The sequence below is a fragment of the Pollutimonas harenae genome, assembly GCF_004153685.1.
Taxonomy (GTDB): Bacteria; Pseudomonadota; Gammaproteobacteria; order Burkholderiales; family Burkholderiaceae_B; genus Pusillimonas_C; species Pusillimonas_C harenae.
The window spans coordinates 51,744-69,323 of record NZ_SDQD01000004.1; the positions used below are offsets into that span (position 1 = coordinate 51,744).

The following is a 17,580-nucleotide window of genomic DNA, read 5'->3' on the forward strand; positions in this document are numbered from 1 at the left end:
TTTGTACCAGGCCCGGGAGCCACTAATGAAATTTCGTTTTCCCATCGTGATCATCGATGAAGACTACCGTTCCGAGAATGCGTCGGGGTTTGGCATACGTGCGCTTGCGGCTGCCATCGAGAACGAAGGCGTCGAAGTTCTGGGCGTTACCAGTTATGGCGATTTAAGTTCTTTCGCTCAGCAGCAAAGTCGTGCCAGTGCCTTCATTTTGTCGATTGACGATGAAGAGTTCGACGTTGACTCGCCGGAAGACGTGGCCAATGCGATCAAGAATCTGCGCAGCTTTATCGGTGAGCTGCGGTTCCGGAATGAAGAAATTCCCATCTACCTGTATGGCGAAACCCGCACTTCACAGCACATACCCAACGATATTCTGCGTGAGCTGCATGGCTTCATTCACATGTTCGAAGACACGCCCGAATTCGTGGCCCGGCACATTATCCGCGAAGCGCGTGCCTACCTCGATGGCCTGGCTCCTCCTTTCTTTCGCGAGCTGGTCAAGTATGCATCCGACGGCTCGTATTCCTGGCATTGTCCCGGGCATTCAGGTGGGGTGGCTTTCCTGAAAAGCCCGGTAGGGCAGATGTTTCACCAGTTTTTTGGTGAAAACATGCTGCGCGCCGACGTGTGCAATGCGGTAGACGAGCTGGGCCAATTGCTGGACCACACAGGCCCGGTGGCCGAATCCGAGCTGAATGCAGCCCGCATCTTTCATGCCGATCATTGCTTCTTCGTGACCAACGGCACATCCACGTCGAACAAAATCGTATGGCATGCCAACGTGGCGTCCGATGACGTGGTCGTGGTTGACCGCAACTGCCATAAGTCCATTCTGCACGCCATCACCATGACAGGCGCCGTGCCGGTTTTTCTGCGTCCCACGCGGAATCACCTGGGGATTATCGGCCCCATCCCGCTGGAAGAGTTCGAGCCTGAGAACATACGCAAAAAAATCGAGGCCAACCCTTTTGCATGCAATGCAAAAGACAAGAAGCCACGCATCCTGACGCTTACGCAAAGTACTTATGACGGGGTCATCTACAACGTAGAGATGATCAAGGAAAAGCTCGGTTCTGAAATCGATACGCTGCATTTCGACGAGGCCTGGCTGCCGCACGCCGCTTTCCACGAGTTCTACCAGGACATGCACGCCATAGGTGAGGGACGCCCTCGCAGCAAGGATGCCATGGTATTTGCCACGCATTCCACGCACAAGTTGTTGGCCGGGCTGTCGCAGGCTTCGCAAATTACCGTGCAAGACTCCGAGACGCGCAAACTGGACCGTAATGTGTTCAACGAAGCGTATCTGATGCACACGTCCACCTCACCTCAGTACGCGATCATTGCCTCCTGTGATGTGGCCGCCGCCATGATGGAGCCCCCCGGTGGCACTGCGCTGGTCGAAGAGAGCATTGCCGAAGCGCTCGATTTCCGACGCGCCATGCGCAAAGTCGAATCCGAGTTTGGCAAGAATGATTGGTGGTTCAAGGTTTGGGGTCCCAATCGCCTGGTTTCAGACGGCATAGGCCATCGTGATGACTGGCTGCTGGAGTCTGGCGATGAATGGCATGGCTTTGGCGATCTGGCCGATGGCTTCAATATGCTTGATCCGATCAAGGCTACCGTGGTCACGCCGGGTCTGGATATCTCGGGCACTTTTGCCGAAACCGGCATTCCGGCGGCGCTGGTGTCCAAATACCTGGCCGAGCACGGCGTAGTCATCGAAAAGACGGGGCTGTATTCCTTCTTCATTTTGTTTACCATCGGCATCACCAAAGGCCGCTGGAATACGCTGTTGACGGCCTTGCAGCAGTTCAAGGACGATTACGACCGCAATCAGCCGATGTGGCGCATTCTTCCCGATTTCTGCAAAGAGCATCGCCGTTACGAAAAAATGGGCTTGCGCGATTTGTGTCAGCAAATCCACGAGGCCTATCGCAAGTACGATCTGGCCCGCCTCACGACCGAGGTCTATCTGAGCGATATGGTGCCTGCCATGAAGCCGTCGGATGCCTATGCCAAGATGGCGCATCGCGAAGCCGAGCGCGTCGATATCGAAGAGCTGGAGGGCCGGGTCACTGGCGTATTGCTTACGCCTTATCCTCCTGGTATTCCGCTGTTGATTCCGGGCGAGCGCTTCAATCAGCGTATTGTGAATTACCTGAAATTTGCCCGTGAGTTCAACGCCAAGTTTCCAGGTTTTGAAACAGATGTCCATGGCCTGGCAAGCGATATCGGTCCTGATGGCAACGAACGATATTACGTTGATTGCCTGAAAGAAGACTAAAGCCCGCTGGCATTCAATGAGTCGCATGGCAAAAGCCGATTTCGATGTGGCGGTGATTGGTGCGGGCGCCGCTGGCATGATGGCGGCCGCTGTAGCGGGTCAGCGTGGCTTGCGTGTGGTCCTGATCGACCATGCGCAACGCCTGGCCGAGAAAATACGCATTTCGGGCGGCGGGCGCTGCAACTTTACCAATGTGGGTACGGGACCGTCCAACTTTCTCTCGCAAAACCCCAATTTCTGTCGCTCGGCTCTGGCGGCCTATACCCCACGCGACTTCATCGATTTGGTCGAAAAGCATGGCATCGCCTGGCACGAAAAGCATCGTGGCCAATTGTTCTGCGATGACTCCAGCGAAGCCATTATTGCCATGCTCAAGCGCGAGTGTGAGCTTGGGCGCGTGTCCTGGCGCATGCCTTGCAAGGTTGATGAGATTGTTCATGAGGGCGGGCAATTTACCTTGCAGACCGATCAAGGCGTGCTGCAAGCCAGTCAGCTTGTGTTGGCAACCGGAGGCATGGCCATTCCGCAACTGGGTGCGACGGACTTCGCCCTGGGCATTGCGCGGCAGTTTGGCTTGAAGGTGGTTGAACCGCGCCCGGCTCTGGTGCCGCTGACATTCGATGCGCAGACCTGGCAGGCGTTCAGTGTATTGAGCGGTGTTGCGCTCGAGGTGGTCGTCAAGGCTGCGGCTCAGGTGTCGGGGACTGGCCAGGCGGGTAAGCGCGCAGGCAAGCCGCACAGGCAGGAATTTCTCGAGGACTTATTGTTTACGCACCGAGGTCTGTCGGGTCCGGCCATTCTACAGATATCCAGCTATTGGAATCCAGGCGATGCCATACAAATAAACCTGGCTCCACAGCAAGATCTGGAGCGTGAATTGTTGGCGGCCAAGCAAGGCGGACGCCAGCAGTTGGCGACTGTTCTGGCGGGTTTGTGGCCCAAGCGCTTGGCCGAACAATGGCTGGCTCAGGCGGATGCGGTCGAGGCGGGGCTGGCGGTGCGGCGGCTGGCCGATGTTCCCGACCGGCTGTTACGGCAGTTGGCTGCACAAATACATGGTTGGTCACTGGTGCCCAGCGGTAGTGCTGGCTATAAAAAGGCCGAAGTCATGCGTGGGGGTGTCGATACGCGCGGCATAGACCAAAAAACCATGCAGGCCAAGGCAGTGCCCGGTTTATATTTTGTGGGCGAGGCGCTCGATGTTACCGGTTGGCTGGGAGGATACAACTTTCAGTGGGCCTGGGCTTCAGGTGTGGCCTGTGGACGAGCCTTGCTGGCTGGCTGATTTGTAACTGCTGGCCGGGTTTTTTCCGTCCGACTTGGCGTGCCTGGGTTTTCGGGTTATTCTTTGCGATCGCTGTCATTACACAGAGTGGGAGAGTGCCGGTTTCGGCCACCGAAGGCGCAATTCGCCCAGAATCGCTCAGGTCCCCAGTACCGCTCTTGTATTGTTGTTTTGCTCTTGAAATCTACAAGGCAGCACTCTGGAGAGACCCGCAATACCAAACATAAATGGTAGCGGGCGCCGAAGGTGAACACCCGCAAGCTCGGGTTAACTCTCAGGCAAAAGGACAGAAGGGCGGTGCTGGCCAGCATATTATTGGCATGCGTCGTCTTTTTAAATCCACTATGGAGTCCCCATGTCTACCGCCTTAAAGCAAACATCCCTGCATCCCATACATCTTGAATCCGGTGCCAAAATGGTTGATTTTGGCGGTTGGGACATGCCCGTCGCCTACGGCTCCCAGCTCGAAGAGCACCACGCTGTGCGCAAAGACGCCGGCATGTTCGATGTATCGCACATGCTCAATATCGACGTCCATGGCGCCGGTGCGGAAGGTTTTCTAAAACGCCTGCTGGCCAACGACGTAAGCAAATTAACCATACCGGGCAAAGCGCTGTATTCATGCATGCTGAATAACGACGGGGGCGTCCTGGACGACCTGATCGTCTATTTCTTCAGCTCTGATCAATGGCGCCTGATTGTCAATGCTGGCACGGCCGACAAGGATCTTGCCTGGATTCAGACCGTAGCCCAGGCCGATGGCTTCGACGTCACGATTACACCGCGCCGCGATCTGGCCATGGTGGCTGTACAGGGGCCCAATGCCCGCAACAAACTGTGGGAAGTGCGTCCCGATTGGGAAGCGGAGACCCATGCTTTGTCCCCCTTTACTGGTGCCTTTGTTGCTGACGATACCCTGGTTGCGCGTACCGGCTATACCGGCGAAGACGGCTTCGAAATCGTCCTGCCCGCCGATCAGGTAACCGCGTTATGGCGCGACCTGGCTGCCAACGGCGTGAGGGCTTGCGGTTTGGGTGCGCGCGATACCTTGCGCCTCGAGGCCGGCATGAATCTGTACGGCCAGGAAATGGATGAACAGGTCGATCCGCTGGTGTCGGCTCTGGCCTGGACGGTATCAATGAAAGACCCGGGGCGCGACTTCATCGGCCGTACTGCACTTGAGGGCGCCACCGTCGATCGTACGCTGGTCGGTGTCAAGCTGCTCGAGCGAGGCGTGATGCGTGGACACATGAAAGTCCGCACCCAGCAGGGCGAGGGCGAACTCACCAGCGGCTCCATGTCGCCGACCATGGGTGTGTCCATAGGTATGGCACGGGTGCCCAAGGGCGCGCAGCCCGGTGATCGCATCGAGGTCGAAATTCGCGGTAAATGGCTGCCGGCTGAAATAGTCAAAATGCCTTTTGTACGCAATGGCAAGGTGATGGCCTGATTTCGTATCGGCACATCTGCCCGGCATCAACACGAACTTTATTCAATAACGGGGTTAATCATGAGTATTCCTAGCGATCGTAAATATACGTCTTCCCACGAGTGGGTCAAAGCCGACGGAGATGTCCTGCTGGTTGGCATTACCGATAGTGCCCAGGATCAACTTGGCGATCTGGTCTTTGTGGGTGATGTCAACCCAGGAACAGCATTGTCGGCGGGTGACATGGCTGGGGTGGTCGAGTCCGTGAAAGCGGCATCCGATATTTACGCGCCGGTCGATGGCGAGATCGTTGAATTCAATGAAGCACTGAACGATAACCCTGACCTCATCAATCAGGCTGCTTTCGATACCTGGATTTTCAAAATCAAGCCCAATAATTCAGCCGATGTCGATGGCTTGCTGGATGCCGATGGCTATCAAGCGCAGGTGGATGCGAGCTGATTTATGTTACGTGATCTAGACCCCCATTCCGACTTCATAGGCCGGCATATTGGTCCGTCGCAAGCGGATCAGGCTGCCATGCTGGCAGCGATCGGTGCTCCCGACCTGCACAGCCTTATCCAGGAAGTCGTACCTTCCAGCATTCTCAAGCGTGGTGCTTTAAACCTGCCTGCGTCGCGTAGCGAGGCCGGTGCCTTGGCCGACCTGAAACAGCTTGCGTCGCGTAACCAGGTGTTCCGCAATTACATAGGCCAGGGCTACTACGGCACTCATGTGCCCAATGTCATCCTGCGCAATATCCTCGAGAGTCCGGCATGGTACACAGCCTATACGCCCTATCAGCCTGAAATCTCGCAAGGACGCCTGGAAGCGCTGCTGAACTACCAGACCATGGTTGCCGACCTGGCGGGCCTGGACATCGCCAATGCTTCCCTGCTCGACGAGGGTACTGCCGCAGCCGAGGCCATGACGCTGGCGCGACGCGGATCACGCTCCAAGAGCAAAGTATTTTTTGCCTCTGTACATTGTCACCCCCAAACGCTCGAAGTCCTGCGCACACGTGCCAGTGGCCTCGATATCGAGGTCCAGGTAGGCGATGAAGCACAAGGCTTGCCCGATTGCTTTGGCGTATTGTTGCAATATCCGCATAGCCTGGGGGGCGTCAGCGACTATCGTGCCCTGACGGAAGCCGCCCATGCACAGGGTGCCATCGTGGCGGTGGCAACCGACTTGCTGGCATTGGCGCTGTTGGCCGCACCCGGTGAATGGGGCGCCGATATCGCTGTAGGATCCGCCCAGCGCTTTGGTGTGCCTATGGGTTTCGGTGGACCGCATGCCGGATTCATGGCCTGCAAAGACAGTTTCAAGCGCAATATGCCAGGCCGCCTGGTGGGTGTTTCCAAAGACAGCCAGGGCGCGCCTGCTTTGCGCCTGGCCTTGCAAACACGTGAGCAACACATACGTCGCGAGAAAGCCACATCCAATATCTGCACTGCACAAGTGCTGTTGGCCATAATGGCGGGCATGTATGCCGTATGGCATGGCCCGGCTGGCATCAAGCGTATTGCCGAGCGCGTGGCTTACCTGACGGCTTTTCTGCGCAGTTCGCTGCTCGGTCTGGGTTATTCGGTGGCCAGCAAAGATTATTTTGATACCTTGCTGCTCGATACCGGCAAACATACTCAGGCAGTCATCCAGGCTGCCGAGTCTGCATCCATCAATCTGCGTAAAGTAGGGGCTGAACAAATAGCGGTTTCGCTCGACGAAACCGTAACGGTTGAAGATATCCATGCCTTGCTGGCCGTCTTTGCCCAGGCTATTGGCAAAACATGGGATGCATCAGCCCAGCACGCACTGCCTGCCGAACACGGTATTCCGTCCAGCGTACAGCGTCAGTCGGCAATCTTGACGCATCCGGTCTTCTCGCGCATCCAGTCCGAAACCGACATGCTGCGCTATCTGCGTGGTCTGGCCGATAAAGACCTGGCACTGGATCGCACCATGATTCCGCTGGGTTCATGCACCATGAAGCTGAATGCCACGGCCGAGATGATACCAATCACCTGGCCCGAGTTCGGTCAAATTCACCCCTTCGCACCTACTGCGCAAACCGGTGGCTATACAGAGCTCATCGATCGCCTGTCGGCAGCCTTGTGCGAAATCACCGGCTATGACTCGGTCAGCCTGCAACCCAACTCGGGTGCGCAAGGCGAGTATGCCGGACTTCTGGCCATACGTGGCTATCATCATGCCAATGGCCAGCATCAGCGCAATGTCTGCCTTATTCCGGCATCAGCGCACGGTACCAATCCGGCATCGGCGCATTTGGCCGGTATGGATGTGGTCGTGGTGGCTTCCGACGAAAACGGCAATGTCGACGTTGAAGACCTGAAAGCCAAGATCGCTCAAGTAGGTGATCGCCTGGCGGCACTGATGATCACCTATCCTTCGACGCATGGTGTGTTCGAAACGGCTGTAACCGACATCTGCGCGTTGGTGCACGAGGCAGGCGGCCAGGTTTACCTGGACGGCGCCAACATGAATGCCATGGTGGGTCTGGCCCAGCCTGGCAAGTTCGGGTCTGATGTTTCACATCTGAATCTGCACAAGACATTCTGCATTCCACACGGCGGAGGCGGCCCGGGTGTTGGGCCTATAGCGGTGCGCTCCCACTTGGCGCCGTATTTGCCTGCGGTGCTGGATGCTTCGGGCAGCCTGCCAGCCGATGCGCACGTCGGCCCTGTAGCTGCTGCGCCTTATGGGTCGGCCAGCATCTTGCCAATCTCGTACATGTACATCGCCATGATGGGCGCCGAGGGGCTGTTGGCTGCAACAGAAACAGCCATACTCAACGCCAATTACATCGCGACACGGTTGAGCAGCTACTATCCCATTCTCTATGCGGGCCCGAATGGCCGCGTGGCGCACGAGTGCATTCTCGACATCCGTCCCATCAAAGATACTTGCGGTATTTCGAATGAAGATATTGCCAAGCGTCTGGTGGACTATGGCTTCCATGCTCCCACCATGAGCTTCCCGGTTGCGGGTACGTTAATGGTTGAGCCCACCGAGTCCGAAGGCCTGGCCGAACTGGATCGCTTCATTGATGCCATGATCGCGATACGGGCCGAGATCGCCCAGGTCGAGAATGGCGAAGTCGACGCACAGGACAATGTGCTGTGCAATGCTCCACATACGGCGCAAATGCTGTTGGCAACAGAATGGCACCACGACTATACACGCGAGGCTGCGGCTTATCCATTGGCCAGCTTGCGAGATAGCAAGTATTGGCCGCCCGTAGCCCGGGTGGATAATGCTTACGGCGACCGTAACCTGGTGTGCTCCTGCCCTCCAATGGAGGCCTACGAGTCTGATGCCGGGCAAGCGCTGGAGTCATCCGCGACAGCCTGATAGCCAAGGGTGCCCGTTGATGCTTTTCAAAGCGTCGGGGCTAGCTCTGGCCATGTGGTATGAATAAATGCCGGAAGCCCATCAGGACTTCCGGCATTTTCTTTGTCTTGTGCCGCGCCAGCAAGGGCACGGCCGACAAGCTTTACCAGGAATAGCTCAGTCTACTGTTTTGAGCACTTCGTCAATTTTCTGGAAGATTTCCTGGATTTGCCCTTCTTCGATGATTAGGGGAGGCGAAATGGCGATGATGTCGCCGGTGTAGCGTACCATCAGGCCCTGATCAAAGCATTTGGCAAAGACCTCGGCAGCGCGAGCACCTGGTGCACCTTCGCGCGGTTGCAGCTCTATGCCCGCAACCAGACCCAGGTTACGCACATCGATCACGTGACGTGCGCCTTGCAGCTTGTGGGCAGCATTCTCGAAGACAGGAGAGAGGTTTTTGGCACGTTGGAACAACTGGTCTTTTTCGTATATGCCCAGTGTGGCCAGAATGGCTGCCGTAGCCAGCGGGTGGGCTGAATAAGTATAGCCATGGAAGAATTCGATGCCGCTGGCGGCCGCGCCCACAATGGTGTCGTGAATATTGCGCCGGACCGCGACGGCGCCGGCTGGCACAGCGGCATTGCTGATGCCTTTGGCCATTGTGATCAAATCGGGCGTGACGCCAAAGAATTCGCTGGCCGTGGCTGCGCCCAAGCGGCCAAAGCCGGTGATGACCTCGTCGAAAATCAGCAAAATGCCATGTTTTTCAGTAATGGCACGCAATTTCTCCAGATAGCCTTTGGGAGGAATCAGCACACCGGTGGAACCGGCCATGGGCTCGACGATGACGGCAGCGATGGTCGAGGCGTCGTGCAAGGCGACGATGCGCTCCAGTTCGTCGGCAAAATGTTCGCCCCAGGCAGGCTGGCCGCGTGTATAGGCATTTTTTGCCAGGTCATGAGTGTGCGGCAGGTGGTCCACGCCGGGCAGCAGGGCGCCCGAGAATGTTTTGCGGTTGGGTGAAATACCGCCCACCGAGATGCCCCCGAAACCAACGCCGTGATATCCGCGTTCGCGTCCGATCAGACGTGTGCGTTGACCTTCGCCGCGTGCACGATGGTAGGCCAGGGCGATCTTCAGGGCCGTATCGACCGATTCGGACCCCGAATTGGTGAAGAAAACACGGTCCATGCCCTGGGGCATGAGCTTGGCAATAGCGGACGCGGCGCGGAAGGAGTCCAGGTGGCCCAGTTGAAAGCTGGGCGCGTAGTCGAGTTCGGCTGTTTGCTGCGCAATGGCGTCGACGATCTCCTGGCGCCCGTGACCGGCATTCACACACCATAAACCGGCGGTCGCGTCCATGACCTGTTGGCCGGCGGTGGATGTGTAGTACATGCCCTTGGCCTTGGCCAGCAGACGAGGCTGTTCCTTGAACTGGCGATTGGCGGTAAATGGCATCCACAGATTGGAAAGATCAGGGATATTGGCTTGACTGGTCATGATGATTGCCTCGAGTCGGTAAATATCTGAAAGTAGAGTGTTGTTGGCTATTCTCGTCCGGCTGCATGGCTAAATAAATATACGGTTGAATTAATAATGCATAACCGTAATGGTAATATTTAATAAACTGTACAGAAAGGAGCGGGTGTGCAGATTTTCTTTGAGCCGGTGCGCGACCGAAAAGGCGCAACATCCCTGGTGGATCAGGCAGTTGAAGCTATTGAATCGGCGATCAGGCAGCGTTTGTTGAGACCAGGCATGCCAGTGCCATCTATTCGGCATTTTGCCAAGGCACATGGTTTAAGTACATTCACTGTATCGGCAGCGTATAGCCGCTTGGTGGCGCAAAACTGGCTGACCGCGCGGCCAGGCTCGGGCTACCGCGTGGCCCACACGGTTCGCCATGCTCAAACCGGGGCGGCTCCTGCAAGCTGGATTCCCCCTCGTATAGGTGCGTCATGGTTGTTGGCCGATATATTTGCCGACCACTCCATTCCCATCAAGTCGGGCTGTGGCTGGTTGCCGGCTGAATGGTTGAACGAGGCAGGCCTGCAGCAGTCTCTGCGGCAAGTGGCACGTACACCCGTCAATCAAGTGGCGGGCTACGGCCATCCCTATGGCTATCACCCATTGCGTGAACATATCCAGCAGGCTCTGAGCCAGCATGGATTGCCCATAGAGAGTGATCAGGTTTTGCTGACGCAGGGCGCATCGCAGGGCCTGGATATTGTCGTACGCACGCTGCTCAGGCCTGGCGATGCCATTGCAGTCGAGCAACCATGCTATGCCAATTTCTTGCAGTCTTTGCGTCAGGCGGGTCTGACAGTGCTGGGGGTGCCACGTGACGGCAACGGTTTGTGCCTGGATACGCTCGAAAGCCTGGCGCGTGAACACAAGATCAAAGCCATGTTCGTGAATACGGTCTTGCAGAATCCCACTGGCACCAGCTTGAGCATGAGCAATGCCTTCCGCTTATTGCAACTGGCCGAGCAATATGATTTCCGGGTAATCGAAGACGATGTGTCGCGCGACTTGCTGCCCGGCCTGGGGCCTATGCTGGCAGCGTTGGCCGGTACTGGTCGGGTGGTATATGTATCGGGTTTCTCGAAAAGCATCATGCCTTCGATGCGCGTTGGCTATATCGTGGCAAATGACATCTTGCTCAAGGAGTTTGCCAAAACCAAGATGTCCATGGGTTTGACGACACCCGAACTGATGGAGCGCCTGGTGTATCAGGTGCTTAGTCAGGGTCGGCATCAGGCACATCTGCTGCGTGTCCAGGATCGCCTGCGTCAAGGGCACGATGAGCTATGCGCATTGATGGATGGGCACGGCTTCGAAATACTCGACCGTCCGCAGGCAGGCTTATTCCTGTGGGCCAGGCCGGGTAGCGGGCAGTGGCGTGAGCAGGGCGCCACCCGACTGGCAGAAAAAGCCCTGGAAGACGGTATTTGGCTGGCGCCAGGATCCTATTTCGATCCTGACCAGAGGGATACCGGCTGGATAAGATTCAATGTGGCGTATTCCCTCCATCCGCAGCTCTGGCAATTCATGCGCAAGACGGGGGCGGCGGCGGTTTGATGCAACCAGCCGTTTGCGGCTAGGCCTTGATGCGGCGGTAAGTCACGAAGTCAAAACTCATACCGTTTTCTTCGGGCTGCGGCAATCTTTCAACCTCTTGCCAGACGCTCGTGTTCAGGGCAGGGAAAAAAGTGTCGCCATCAATATTGGCCCTGATCTCCGTGGCGACGACTTCATCAGCAAAGTCCAGAGCATGGCGAAACACTTGTTCACCACCTATGATGCATACCTTGTCGGCATCTGCGCAAGCATCCAGCGCAGCACTCAGGGCAGGGTAGACCGAAGCTCCTTCGGCCTTGTATTCGGGGTTGCGGCTAATCACCAGATTGGGCCGCCCCGGTAGTGGTCGACCCAGCGATACCCAGGTGTTGCGACCCATGATAATGGGATGCCCCAGCGTGACGCGCTTGAAGTGCGCCAGGTCGGATGGCAGGCGCCAGGGCAGGGTGTTGTCGCGCCCGATGACGCGGTTTTCGGAATAGGCGACGACAAGCTGGATAATGGGTGACGGCATGAGGAGTGCGATAGGAAGGCTTAGACTGCGACGGGAGCCTTGATGTGGGGATGTGATTCGTAGCCCACAATTTCGAAGTCTTCGTAGCGATAGTCGAAAATGGAGCCGGGCTTGCGCTTGATGTTCAGCGTGGGGTAGGGATATGGCTTGCGCGACAGCTGCAGCTCGACCTGCTCCATATGGTTGCTGTACAGATGGCAATCGCCGCCAGTCCAGATGAAGTCACCCACCTCAAGATCGCACTGCTGGGCAACCATATGCGTCAGCAGGGCATAGCTGGCAATATTGAAGGGTACGCCAAGAAAAATATCGGCACTACGCTGGTAGAGCTGGCACGACAGCTTGCCGTCAGCCACATAAAACTGGAAGAAGGCGTGGCAGGGTGGTAATGCCATGTTTGGAATTTCGGCTACGTTCCATGCCGAGACAATCAGCCGGCGTGAGTCAGGATTTTGCTTTATTTGCTGCAGCACTTGCGCAATCTGGTCGATGTGTTGACCACTGGGCGTAGGCCAGGACCGCCATTGCACGCCGTAGACCGGGCCCAGATCGCCGTTCTGGTCAGCCCATTCGTCCCAGATCGAGACCCCTTGCTCTTGCAGCCAGCGCACATTCGAGTCTCCGCGCAGAAACCAGAGCAACTCGATAAAAATGCTTTTGGTGTGCAGCTTCTTGCTGGTGACCAGCGGAAACCCGGCGGACAAGTCAAAGCGCATCTGATGCCCAAAGACGGAGCGCGTACCGGTGCCGGTCCTGTCGGTTTTCTCGGTGCCATGTTCGTATACATGACGCATAAAGTCTTCGTACTGGTGCATGACTAAGCTTCTACCACCGTAACGGAGTGAGTGATCTCGGCGGTCTTGGCCAGCATGGCCGATGCCGAACAATATTTTTCGTGAGATAGCTGCACGGCGCGTTCGACGGCTGAGACTGGCAGCGCTTCGCCGGTGACGGTAAACGAGAAATGAATCTTGGTAAAGACCTTGGGGTCGGTGTCGGCCCGCGTGCTTTCCAGCTTGACCTGACAGCCACTGACCTTGTGGCGACCACGCTTGAGTATGAGCACGACGTCGTAGGCTGCACAGCCACCCGTGCCGGCCAGCAGCATTTCCATGGGGCGCGGTGCCAGATTGTTGCCGCCGCCATCGGGGGCTCCATCCATGGCTGCCACATGGCCGCTGCCCGTGCGTGCCACGAAGAGCATGCCTTCAGGGCCGCCCCAATCTATTGTGCATTCCATTATTTTTTCCTGCTTGTTTTACTGAAGTATCAATCATAACTATAAACTAGGGATTAACAATATTTGGCGTAGGGGATTCTTGAACGCTCTTTGCACCCATGGCATACAATACGGTAGATATGTCGTTACGCGATATAAAAAAGCGATGCCGGTCAGGCTCCTGGCTGCGCAGTGCATCGCCCTTCGGTAGGAAATCATGAACACCATCACCATATTGCTGCTGACATTTATTCTTTCTGTGACCGGTTTGTTTGTTTTTATCTGGTCATTGCGCAAGAAGCTGTTCGACGACAATCCGGCTGCCGCCAATGTCATCTTCACGGAAGGGGAAATCGGCAAGGTGGAAGAACCTGCCGCGACCCAGGCTCAGCATGCGGCTTTGCAGCGTGTGGTCGACGGTAGCCATGACGGCATAGACGATCCCGAGCGCGATGCCCGCATGAAGGCCGAACTCGACGATCGACTGCGAGCTGATGGTTCGACCAAGTATGTCACTTTCGTGTTCTTGTCCTGTGCGGTGGTATGGCTGATATTTGCCTCGACCGCCGGTCTGATCAGTTCCATTAAGCTGCATCAACCCGACTTCCTGACCGAGTACGCCTGGCTCACCTTTGGCCGTATCCGCACCTTGCATTTGAACGCCGTGGCCTATGGCTGGGCACCCATGGCGGCATTCGGCATCGCCATCTGGACTCTGCCCCGGCTGCTCAAGACTGAGCTCATGGGGGGGCGTTTTGCCCTGCTGGGTGCCATGTTGTGGAATGCGGCGCTGATCGCCGGCTTGGGTAGCATTGCAGCGGGCTTCAACGACGGACTCGAGTGGCTCGAGATCCCATGGCAAATCGATATTCTATTTGTGGTGGGCGGTGCCTTGATCGGGCTGCCGCTGGTGTTTACCTTGCAGAACCGCAAGGTAGAGCATTTATATGTGTCTATCTGGTATATGGGTGCAGCGCTTTTTTGGTTCCCCATACTGTTTCTGGTGGGCAACTTGCCAGGCGTGCATTTCGGGGTGGAAGCGGCGACTATGAACTGGTGGTTTGGGCATAACGTGCTTGGCCTGTTCTACACGCCTGTGGCCCTGGCGTCGGTCTACTATTTTTTACCCAAAATCATAGGCCGCCCAATACAGTCTTATAACTTGTCGCTGCTGGGTTTCTGGGCGCTTGCCTTCTTTTACGGACAGGTGGGCGGACATCACCTGGTAGGTGGACCAATACCCAGCTGGCTGGTGACCTTGTCGATTGTGCAGAGCATCATGATGATCGTGCCGGTGCTGGCGTTTTCGGTCAACCAACATCTGACCATGCGCCATCATTTCAAAACCCTGATCTATTCACCCACACTCAGATTCATAGTGCTGGGCGGCATGATGTATACCTTGAGTTCCGTGCAAGGCTCTTTCGAGGCGCTGCGCAGTATCAATACCATTACACACTTCACCCACTTTACCGTTGCGCACGCACATCTGGGGCTGTACGGCTTCTTCTCTTTGGTCATGTTCGGCGCCATTTATTTTGTAATGCCCCGCGTAATGTCCTGGGAGTGGCCGCATCCAAAACTGATCGCTTTGCATTTCTGGCTGGTCGTGCTGGGTTTCGGTATTTATTTCGTTGGCTTGTCCATTGGTGGATGGTTGCAGGGCGTTGCTATGCTTGATGCCTCGATTCCATTCATGGAGTCGGTACGGATAACCATCCCCTACCTTGAAAGCCGGTCCGTGGGCGGTGCGCTGATGACGCTGGGCCACATTGTGTTTGCCATTCATTTTGTGTCCATGGCCTTGCGATATGGCCGCAAGCGTGTGGGGCCGGCCCTGTTCCACAGGCACGGTGCCGATGCAGGGCAAGTAACACGCCCGGTGGCGACGGAGGCCTGAGCATGGAAAGCGAATACAAACTTCTTGGTGGGGCCATGGTCACTTTGGCTTTGGCTACCGCAACTCTGGTCGTGGTGCCTTATTTGCAGCTGTCGGATGTGCAACCATCCGAGGGCCTGAAACCCTATACCTCGGCCCAACTGCGTGGGCGTCAGCAATATATAGAAAATGGCTGTGTGTATTGCCATACTCAGCAGCCCAGAGCTCAGTCACAGGCGCCCGATTTCAAACGCGGCTGGGGGCGTGCTCCTGTAGCTGGCGACTATTACTACGACAATCCGCATTTGCTTGGCACCATGCGCACGGGCCCCGATTTGCTCAACATCGGAGCACGCCAACCGAGCGTCGACTGGAATTTGGGGCATTTGTATCAGCCACGTGCCTATACGCCCGGTAGCATCATGCCTTCGTATCCCTATATGTTTGAACTCAAGGATAAGGCCGAAAAAGGCGACAAGGTCGTCCATCTGCCGCCTGGATACGCCCCGGTGGGACAGGTGGTCGTGGCGCGACCCGAAGCCCTGGACCTCGTGGAGTACCTGCTTGCGCTGGATCGCACCTACCCGGTCAAACCGCCGCCTGAAGATCCCCGCTAAGGCAGTCATGGAACTCAAGATCGAGCAAGGCGCAGCAGGAGAACAGGATGTCTGATCGAAGCAAGAAAATTGAAGCCCAGCAAAGGGAGATGCCAGAGCCTTACGAGGGCAATCGGCCCATTCCCTGGCTGGTGATACTGATTGTCAGTGCGCTGTTCGTCTGGGCCATAGGCTATATCTGGACGACGCATCAGGCCAATCCTCCTTCGTACGGCGACCGCCGGACTGCCCAGGATTTCAAGGTGGCAGCATCCACTACAGGCGGCGTAGCCGATGGTGCACAGATATATTCCGCTCAGTGTGTGGCTTGTCACCAGGCTAGCGGCCAAGGGCTGCCCGGCGTATTCCCTCCCTTGGCCGGATCGGAGTGGGTGACCGGCAAGGCAGCTCTGGCTGTCCAGATTGTGCTGCATGGCGTGACTGGGCCACTTACCGTGAGCGGTACCCAGTACAACGGGATGATGCCTACATTCAAAGACAAGCTTGATGATGCCCAGATTGCTGCTGTGGTCAGCTATATACGCAGCAATTTTGGAAATTCTGCTGATTCTGTTGATGCCGCGATGGTAGCGGCTGAGCGGAAGGCCACGGCCGATCACGCTGAGCCCTGGAATGGCGATGCGGAGTTGGCAGGCATGAAATAGGCCTTGTGAGACTTATTTCATATGCGCATGTTGCTGATGGTGCTGTTGGTGGCCTGCGTAGGTACAGGATCCATCTATTATCAGACGAATGGTTTTACCGTACTTACCACCGAAGAAGCCCGCAGGGCTGATGTTCTGCGCCATCCACGCAGCCTGCCCGATGCGGTGTTGCAGACGGCGGATGGTCGGGCCATCACCTTGCGGCAAGGCTTGCGCGGTGACGGTCGCGTTGCCGTAGTCAACTTTATGTATACCCGTTGCTTCTCGATATGCCTGGCCATGGGTTCAGAGCTTCAGCAACTGCAAGCGTCGATCGCCCGGAGTGGGATGGGGGATAAGGTGTACTTGTTAAGCATCAGTTTTGACCCTGGCGATACGCCAGCGCAGTTGACGCGCTATGCACAAAGCATGGGCGCTGATCCGGCGTTATGGCAATTTGCCGTGATGCCCAATGCGACGCAGCGTACTGCGGTACTGAAGGCTTTCGGTATTACAGTCGTGCCGGCGCCCATGAAGCAGTTTGTACACAACGCGGCTTACCATCTTGTGTCGCCCGACGGTCGCTTGCAGCGTATCGTCGATCTGGGTAGTGCCGGACTTCTGCTGGACTATGTGGCGGAGATATCGCAATGAGCTTGTCTGTCCGCTTGCCACACAGCCCGCGTGCCTACGCCGGCATGAGTATCGCGTTGCTGGCACTGGCCATCGCATTCAATACTGTCCTGACGCGCAGCATGGCCCTGCATATGCTGGTGCATATTCCCCTGATTCTGTTCGCTGGCATATGTGCCGATGTGGCCTTGTGCAGCAGCCAAGGCACCAGGTCGGAGTTCTGGAAGAGGGGGGCGCGGGCGTGGGCGCAATACAATGAGCAAGGCATCCCCGGACTATTGTGGGGCACACTGTTTGCTGCCTATTGGATGATTCCAAAGTCACTGGATGATGTTTTGTTGATACCGATCCTGGCGCTAGTCAAGTATGCGGGCCTATTTTTCACAGGCATGGTGCTGTTTGATTCGCTGCGACGAGCCAATAGTGTCGTCAAGCTGTTTTTCCTGGGAAATTTTTCCTGGATGATGGCGATAGTGGGTCTCATCTACCAAGACCAAACAAGCCGTTTATGCAATGCATACCTGTTGAGCGATCAGGAAATGACGGGTAAAGGCCTGGTGGTGTTGGCTGTGGCGGTGCCGATAGTCTGGCTATTGACTGAACGAAGCCGTTTTCTCCGTTTGATGTCAAAATAGATACTGATACTGCATAAGGAAGAA

Annotated in this window: 15 protein-coding genes and 2 riboswitches; of the genes, 11 read left to right on the top strand and 4 right to left on the bottom strand. The window is 56.4% G+C overall.

The window, feature by feature from the left end:
- The first annotated feature begins 25 nt into the window (after positions 1–25).
- The 5 genes from ERD84_RS15055 to gcvP all read left to right on the top strand — a co-directional run bounded on the left by ERD84_RS15055 (position 26) and on the right by gcvP (position 8,373).
- Positions 26–2,287 (top strand): arginine/lysine/ornithine decarboxylase, encoded by a 2,262-nt coding sequence (locus tag ERD84_RS15055; protein WP_130040493.1) that lies wholly within the window; start codon positions 26–28, stop codon positions 2,285–2,287.
- Positions 2,288–2,303: 16 nt separating this feature from the next.
- Positions 2,304–3,572 (top strand): BaiN/RdsA family NAD(P)/FAD-dependent oxidoreductase, encoded by a 1,269-nt coding sequence (locus ERD84_RS15060; RefSeq protein WP_130040494.1) that lies wholly within the window; start codon positions 2,304–2,306, stop codon positions 3,570–3,572.
- Positions 3,573–3,650: 78 nt separating this feature from the next.
- Positions 3,651–3,737: riboswitch (glycine riboswitch) on the top strand.
- A 24-nt stretch (positions 3,738–3,761) separates the two neighbouring features.
- Positions 3,762–3,872: riboswitch (glycine riboswitch) on the top strand.
- A 55-nt stretch (positions 3,873–3,927) separates the two neighbouring features.
- Positions 3,928–5,022: a glycine cleavage system aminomethyltransferase GcvT gene (gcvT, locus tag ERD84_RS15065; protein WP_130040495.1), complete on the top strand. Its 1,095-nt coding sequence runs from the start codon at positions 3,928–3,930 to the stop codon at positions 5,020–5,022.
- A 60-nt stretch (positions 5,023–5,082) separates the two neighbouring features.
- A complete protein-coding gene (gene gcvH, locus ERD84_RS15070) occupies positions 5,083–5,463 on the top strand; it encodes a glycine cleavage system protein GcvH (protein ID WP_130040496.1) in 381 nt (126 codons plus the stop codon).
- 3 nt (positions 5,464–5,466) lie between these two features.
- On the top strand, positions 5,467–8,373 hold the full coding sequence (gcvP, locus tag ERD84_RS15075; RefSeq protein WP_130040497.1) for an aminomethyl-transferring glycine dehydrogenase: 2,907 nt from the start codon (positions 5,467–5,469) through the stop codon (positions 8,371–8,373).
- Between the two features lie 156 nt (positions 8,374–8,529).
- Here the strand turns inward: gcvP and aptA are convergent, their stop codons facing one another.
- Entirely contained in the window at positions 8,530–9,855 is a 1,326-nt protein-coding gene (gene aptA, locus ERD84_RS15080) for an omega-aminotransferase AptA (protein ID WP_167667516.1), read from the bottom strand.
- Between the two features lie 147 nt (positions 9,856–10,002).
- Here aptA and ERD84_RS15085 point away from each other — a divergent pair, with 147 nt between their 5' ends.
- Positions 10,003–11,436, top strand: coding sequence for an aminotransferase-like domain-containing protein (locus ERD84_RS15085; RefSeq protein WP_130040498.1), 1,434 nt, complete (start codon positions 10,003–10,005; stop codon positions 11,434–11,436).
- A 19-nt stretch (positions 11,437–11,455) separates the two neighbouring features.
- Here ERD84_RS15085 and ERD84_RS15090 read toward each other — a convergent pair whose 3' ends face one another.
- Genes ERD84_RS15090 through ERD84_RS15100 form a run of 3 tightly spaced genes read right to left on the bottom strand, consistent with a single transcriptional unit; the run spans position 11,456 to position 13,190 of the window.
- Positions 11,456–11,950: a dihydrofolate reductase gene (locus ERD84_RS15090; protein ID WP_130040499.1), complete on the bottom strand. Its 495-nt coding sequence runs from the start codon at positions 11,948–11,950 to the stop codon at positions 11,456–11,458.
- A 20-nt stretch (positions 11,951–11,970) separates the two neighbouring features.
- Positions 11,971–12,765, bottom strand: a complete 795-nt coding sequence (locus tag ERD84_RS15095) for a thymidylate synthase (protein WP_130040500.1) — start codon at positions 12,763–12,765, stop codon at positions 11,971–11,973.
- 2 nt (positions 12,766–12,767) lie between these two features.
- A complete protein-coding gene (locus ERD84_RS15100; protein ID WP_130040501.1) occupies positions 12,768–13,190 on the bottom strand; it encodes an OsmC family protein in 423 nt (140 codons plus the stop codon).
- Positions 13,191–13,386: 196 nt separating this feature from the next.
- Here ERD84_RS15100 and ERD84_RS15105 point away from each other — a divergent pair, with 196 nt between their 5' ends.
- From ERD84_RS15105 to ERD84_RS15125, 5 genes are read left to right on the top strand one after another with little or no spacing between them, the layout of a single operon-like run.
- Positions 13,387–15,069: a cbb3-type cytochrome c oxidase subunit I gene (locus tag ERD84_RS15105; RefSeq protein WP_130040502.1), complete on the top strand. Its 1,683-nt coding sequence runs from the start codon at positions 13,387–13,389 to the stop codon at positions 15,067–15,069.
- A gap of 2 nt (positions 15,070–15,071) precedes the next feature.
- A complete protein-coding gene (locus ERD84_RS15110; protein WP_130040503.1) occupies positions 15,072–15,665 on the top strand; it encodes a cbb3-type cytochrome c oxidase subunit II in 594 nt (197 codons plus the stop codon).
- 47 nt (positions 15,666–15,712) lie between these two features.
- On the top strand, positions 15,713–16,309 hold the full coding sequence (locus ERD84_RS15115; protein ID WP_130040504.1) for a c-type cytochrome: 597 nt from the start codon (positions 15,713–15,715) through the stop codon (positions 16,307–16,309).
- 21 nt (positions 16,310–16,330) lie between these two features.
- On the top strand, positions 16,331–16,942 hold the full coding sequence (locus tag ERD84_RS15120; protein WP_130040505.1) for an SCO family protein: 612 nt from the start codon (positions 16,331–16,333) through the stop codon (positions 16,940–16,942).
- Positions 16,939–17,556: a hypothetical protein gene (locus ERD84_RS15125; protein WP_130040506.1), complete on the top strand. Its 618-nt coding sequence runs from the start codon at positions 16,939–16,941 to the stop codon at positions 17,554–17,556. Before ERD84_RS15120 ends, ERD84_RS15125 begins: the two co-directional genes overlap by 4 nt.
- The last annotated feature ends 24 nt before the right edge of the window (positions 17,557–17,580 follow it).